Origin of the sequence: Acidovorax facilis, from assembly GCF_023913775.1 — a bacterium.
Lineage (GTDB): Bacteria > Pseudomonadota > Gammaproteobacteria > Burkholderiales > Burkholderiaceae_C > Acidovorax > Acidovorax facilis.
This window is the reverse complement of record NZ_JAMXAX010000226.1, coordinates 1-3693: the sequence shown is the minus strand read 5'-3', so window position 1 is coordinate 3693 and position 3693 is coordinate 1. Positions and strand designations below refer to the sequence as shown.

The following is a 3693-nucleotide window of genomic DNA, read 5'->3' as shown; positions in this document are numbered from 1 at the left end:
CAAGCCTCACGGAGATGTCACGCCGCCGAAGTCACGATCTGAGCACTGAACCCACGGTCAAGGAAATCAACATGAGTCGGTCGAGAGAGTGTCCGCGCCGAAGTAAAAGTGAGCCACAGGGGGTGCGGCGGAAAACTTGGACTACCTGGAGATAGTTCATGTATTCATACGAAGACCGCATCCGAGCGGTTGAATCGCCCTGGGTTTTGAGGAGGCTTTCTTCTCTGAGAGGATTGAGCCATGAGCAAGAAGTCGAACCAGTTTTCACCCGAGGTGCGCGAACGCGCTGTTCGCATGGTGCGAGAGCACCGAGGCGATTACCCGTCGCTGTGGGCCGCCATTGAATCCATTGCCCCCAAGATCGGCTGCGTGCCGCAGACCCTGAATGAATGGGTCAAGCGCGACCAGATCGATACCGGCGTGCGCGATGGCATCACCACGTCCGAACGCGAACAGATGCCATCACAGGCCACGGGCATGCTGAGCTCATCCAGGCGCTTCCCGTTTCGCCATTGACAAGCCGAGATCGGTGCTTTGCTCCAATTTGACTTCGCGGTTTCCCATGAGATCTTGGTTTTGCCAACCCGGCCAGATGGTCTGACCGGGTGGCATCCAGACTCACATGAAAACCATCATGACGATCAAACCTACTGCAACTTCCCTTTCCTCCAACGCGGGTGCGCAAGGCCCTGCACCTTCTGCATCGTCCGTCCTGCGCAGCAGCCCCGTGGTTCCCCTGCAAGAGCCGGAGTTCATCTGCTGGGAGGACTCGGGCCTGGCCGGCTCCCAGGCCGCCCTGGCCTGCGCACTCGGGGGCCTGCATGCCCAGGTGGCCGATTCCATCCTGCCGGCATTGCTCAATTCCGAACTGTCTGCGCAGCTGCGCCAGCTGGACCAGACCATCCTGGAGCGCCGCCTTGAGCGCGAACAGTTGGCGCTATCCACCGTAGGGTTTCGCATCCAGGCAGTGCTAGAGGTCGCGCGTGGCGTTCGGGCGCTGTTTGCACAGGCACCCGGCGCCCATATTCTGGCCGAGCCACTTCCGGAGCAGCTGGCGCAGGACCTGGAGCTGGCCGGGATCCACTGGGAGGGACGTGTTTCGCTTGCCACCTGGGCGGCCCATGTGGAGGCTGCGCTCAGGCGCTTGCAGCGCGAGCGCCATGCGCTGCAGCTTCTCCTGCGGGAAGTGCAGGAAGAGATGGAGCTGGTGGCGGTGCAGACGGAGGTAGGAGCCGTTCTTGCCAGCGGCGCCCGGTATCTGCTCACGCACCTGCAGGAGAGCGACTCTTCTGCACCGGGCAAATGCCGCACCCTGGAGCGTCTGCAGGCCCATGTGTACCAGCCGCTCGCCAAGGACTGGTACTGGCTGCTCGACCCGCAGGGTGAGTGCGACGGCGAGGATTGAGCGAGCGCTGCCCGGAGCCACAGGTGGCCTGCCGCTACGGGGCATGGGGCAGGTCTACCGCTTCAGAGGCACACAAGCAGCGCCCGGTCCCCGTGCGCTGGTCCCAGCCCCTCAACCAATCAAGGAAGAACCGTGATGACGATCAAACCCAACGACGCAATCGACGGCGAAGACAAGGCCGAAGGTGAAAGCAAGGGCAAGCGCTCAGGTGCTGCGCGTACCGGGCGCCTGCACAGGGCGATGGCCCGACTGAGCGGCCTGTTCGCCTTGATTCAGTTGATCGGGATCGGCTTGCTGGCCATGCTGGCGATCTCGCTGGTGCTGAGCCCGATGTGGTGGCTGACCCATGAGAGTGGTGCAAGCGTGCAAAAGGAGACCGCTGCCGGCCATGTGCTGCGGGTCGAGCTCAAGGGGGGCCTATTCACCCGGGCATTGGTGGAAACCGATGTAGGGTTCTATGCGCTGCAGGAGGGGGCCAGTCTGCGCAAGGGGGAGCTGGTGACGCTGCGCGAGAGGGTGGATGGCTCGCGCTCGCTGTGCGATTTGGAGGGGCGGTGTACGGGGTTGCTGGGGGTGTTGCGTTGAGCGTGAGACCACGCGACTGCAGAGCGGCGAAATGGCCCCGAAGGACCATGCATACGCCATGAACCCGTGGCGATGCAGGCACTTGGATGGCAGGATTTGCGCTGCAGTCAGCCCGCCCGAGCCTTCAGAAATCTGTGTCAAATGATTTCAAGACGTCCCATCAAATACCAGAGAAATGCGGGGGATGGCATGGGGGGAAAAAAATATGGCCAAGAAAAAAGCCTAAGTAAATCAATCACTTAGGCTTTATCTTGGCGGAAACGGAGTCATCCTCACCATGTTCATTGAGGCCGCAGACTTCACTGACTACGAAGCGATCATCTGCCGCAAAGATCACTGGAGAGAAGTATTCCAAGGTCGATTCAAGCGACAGGAAAGCGTGCGAGAGTCCTTCCAGCGGCTATACCCCATCCGCCTTGCGGCTATGCACGCTAGATTCGTGACCAAAGAGGACGAACTCTACCTTGCTGCAGAAGGTATGAGGTTGCTCAGCGCTATCAGCGGTCGAAGCCCGCAGAATACAGGTAATTGACATGTCTGCTCGGGCAGCTTGCTCATTGAGCAAGGGCCGAAAAGCTGCTGCCAAAGTCGTTGGAGGCCTTTTCGTTCGGGAAGCCAATGCCGGCGACCCCGGAGCCATCAGCGATGAATATGCGCCAAAGAATTCACCCCTACAGCTTGGCCAACGCCTCCCGCTTGCCCATCTTCAACACCACCTGGATGCGCTCAAGCTGTTTCGCCCGTGGCATCGCCTTCCCGCCCTCCCAGCGCGCCACGGAAAGCGTTGAGGCCTCCAACAGCGAAGCCATGGCCTGCTGCGAGAGGCCCAACTGTTCCCGCTTAGTCGCCAGCGCCTCGGCCTTGAACTGAAAGCGACGTCCCTGGCGTGCCGGGACTTCGGCGTCCTGGGCCTGTGCCTTGCCCGGAGCCGCCTGACGCGCTGCCGCCTTGTGTATCCCTTTCACCTGTGACACCAGGTCCTTCACATCCCGCTTGAGCGCTGCGATCTCGGAGCGCTGCGCCGTGACGGTCTTGCGCAGGCTGCCCAGTTCGCCCTTGATCTCCTTGCGCGCCATGCGCAGAACTTCGGCTCGGAATGCGTCGGAGAAGGCTGTCATCGTTGAACCCCGTGTGTGGAAGGTGTGGAGCCTAGCGACCCCAACAAAAAGCCGTCCGGGGCTATTGCACACGGGCGGCTTGCGAATCGGTCTGGCAGCTTACTTGCCGGCCTTCTCGGCCTTGCGCTTGGCGGCCTTGGGGTCCACCACGGCCTTGAACTTCGCACCGGCCACGAACTTGGGCACTGTGGATGCGGGGATCTTGATGGCAGCACCCGTGGAGGGATTCTTGCCAGTGCGCGCAGCGCGCTTGGCTGACTTGAACGTGCCGAAGCCGACCAGTTGCACCGCAGCGCCCTTCTTCACCGCGGTCTGGATGGTCTCGATCAGCGTGTCAAGCACGGCGTTGGCGGCCGTCTTAGAGAGGTCGTTCTTTGCGGCGAGGGTTGCCACGAGGTCTGCGCGGTTCATGGTGTGGATGTTTTTGAGAGGTGGTGAATCCCGGTTTATAGCCGATACGCTCCGTGGCCCCGGCCCCTTGATCCACAATGGCGCTGCCTCGCAGCCCCTTCATTTCCCATGTCCCGGCAGTACCTGAACGTTCCCTTCGCGCAGAAAGACGCCGCCAAGTCGCTGGGCGCGCGC

Annotated in this window: 6 protein-coding genes and 1 pseudogene; 5 read left to right on the top strand and 2 right to left on the bottom strand. The window is 61.5% G+C overall.

Going from position 1 to position 3693, the window contains the following annotated elements; translation table 11 throughout:
* Positions 1 to 240: 240 nt before the first annotated feature.
* From NFX52_RS29490 to NFX52_RS29475, 4 genes and pseudogenes are all read left to right on the top strand, one after another.
* Positions 241 to 459: pseudogene (locus tag NFX52_RS29490) on the top strand (transposase); the annotation flags it as partial.
* 175 nt (positions 460 to 634) lie between these two features.
* On the top strand, positions 635 to 1405 hold the full coding sequence (locus NFX52_RS29485; RefSeq protein ID WP_156358580.1) for a hypothetical protein: 771 nt from the start codon (positions 635 to 637) through the stop codon (positions 1403 to 1405).
* Positions 1406 to 1540: 135 nt separating this feature from the next.
* Complete coding sequence (locus NFX52_RS29480; protein ID WP_055394217.1) at positions 1541 to 1990, top strand: hypothetical protein; 450 nt, start codon at positions 1541 to 1543, stop codon at positions 1988 to 1990.
* A gap of 277 nt (positions 1991 to 2267) precedes the next feature.
* Positions 2268 to 2522: a hypothetical protein gene (locus NFX52_RS29475; RefSeq protein WP_055394220.1), complete on the top strand. Its 255-nt coding sequence runs from the start codon at positions 2268 to 2270 to the stop codon at positions 2520 to 2522.
* 139 nt (positions 2523 to 2661) lie between these two features.
* On the opposite strand, the gene NFX52_RS29470 is transcribed toward NFX52_RS29475, so the two are convergent.
* Positions 2662 to 3108, bottom strand: coding sequence for a helix-turn-helix domain-containing protein (locus NFX52_RS29470; protein ID WP_055394222.1), 447 nt, complete (start codon positions 3106 to 3108; stop codon positions 2662 to 2664).
* Positions 3109 to 3207: 99 nt separating this feature from the next.
* Positions 3208 to 3519, bottom strand: a complete 312-nt coding sequence (locus NFX52_RS29465) for an HU family DNA-binding protein (protein ID WP_207402250.1) — start codon at positions 3517 to 3519, stop codon at positions 3208 to 3210.
* A gap of 108 nt (positions 3520 to 3627) precedes the next feature.
* On the opposite strand from NFX52_RS29465, the gene NFX52_RS31200 reads away from it, so the two are divergent.
* Positions 3628 to 3693, top strand: a 66-nt coding sequence (locus NFX52_RS31200) for a DUF5710 domain-containing protein (protein ID WP_353848508.1), incomplete at its 3' end; no start/stop codon positions are given.

Bases quoted from the DNA above. Each gene is read 5' to 3' on its own strand.
- NFX52_RS29485 (WP_156358580.1), top strand. From the start codon at position 635: ATGACGATCAAACCTACTGCAACTTCCCTTTCCTCCAACGCGGGTGCG.
- NFX52_RS29480 (WP_055394217.1), top strand. From the start codon at position 1,541: ATGACGATCAAACCCAACGACGCAATCGACGGCGAAGACAAGGCCGAA.
- NFX52_RS29475 (WP_055394220.1), top strand. From the start codon at position 2,268: ATGTTCATTGAGGCCGCAGACTTCACTGACTACGAAGCGATCATCTGC.
- NFX52_RS29470 (WP_055394222.1), bottom strand. From the start codon at position 3,108: ATGACAGCCTTCTCCGACGCATTCCGAGCCGAAGTTCTGCGCATGGCG.
- NFX52_RS29465 (WP_207402250.1), bottom strand. From the start codon at position 3,519: ATGAACCGCGCAGACCTCGTGGCAACCCTCGCCGCAAAGAACGACCTC.